The sequence below is a fragment of the Allobosea sp. 01N443 genome, from assembly GCF_056399325.1.
In genome coordinates this window covers 1-946 of the sequence record NZ_JBFTRC010000402.1, presented here as the reverse complement: position 1 = coordinate 946, position 946 = coordinate 1, and the positions used below count along the sequence as shown (strand labels likewise).

The window sequence follows — 946 nt, the reverse complement described above, 5'->3', positions numbered from 1 at the left end:
GTATACAGGTGTAATATTGCAACTATTGCTATTAAAAGAGCATAAGAGGAATCCTACACAGAAATGTCTCCKTATGTAGCCATTCGGTAGCCGTTTCTGTGCAAAATATTGATTTGACAGTGTCAAATGGGATTCCTATTTATGCGATAAAAATTGTTATATGACTCCCGAACGGCTACACAAAAGCTACCGAATAGCTAYCCAAAATCAAAAATGTMTMCCAAATGGCTACATAAAATCAAAAATAGCTCCCAAATRGCTCCCTTTTTATGKAGCCATTTGGGAGCTAAAAGGGAGYCRAATGGTAGCCATTTTTAAAATAGCTTCTTACYTTTTGTCTGCCAAAATTCTATTTGCTTTTGYAATTGTTTTTCATTTTCTCTTAAAGTCGATTTCATTAATTCCGTYAAATCAACTGGAGATATTTCTTTRATTAAWTTTTTATATTTATATTTAGTTCTTTTATTCAATTCTCCCCATTTGTCTTCTTCATGAATTAACATGTAAACCATTGCTTGTTCATTTAATTTTTCTGGCGAAGTCCAATCTGGTTTCAAGATATGTAAATCATTAAAACAATCATTCCAGTAATCCACCATATCTCTTTTAAGTTCAATTTCTACACGCCATAAGTGATCAGACRTAACTTCRACATCTGCGTTATCTTTACGTTCTTGTTTTTTGTTATAAATTCTAATAAATCTATCRCTATCACGAACGCCAAAATATTTTGTTTCTGGCATTCCATTAATTCCATAGAATACAGTCTTCTTCAAAGCTTTATCTGACATTACATAGTAGTTGCTTAAATCATCTTCAAAATCAAAGGCTAAGTCTAATCTTGTAAAACCGTCATCTTCCATATAGTCGATGATGTTTTGTTTTAACCAAAKCATTTCTTCATGCGTAAGTTTATTYGGATTAAATTCAACACGCATATTACGTC

At 31.9% G+C, this 946-nt stretch carries 1 protein-coding gene; it reads right to left on the bottom strand.

Annotation, left to right across the window (positions count from 1 at the left end):
- Positions 1 to 314: 314 nt before the first annotated feature.
- The coding region (locus AC1DRP_RS36685; RefSeq protein WP_476771154.1) for a replication initiation factor domain-containing protein at positions 315 to 946 on the bottom strand (632 nt) is incomplete at its 5' end.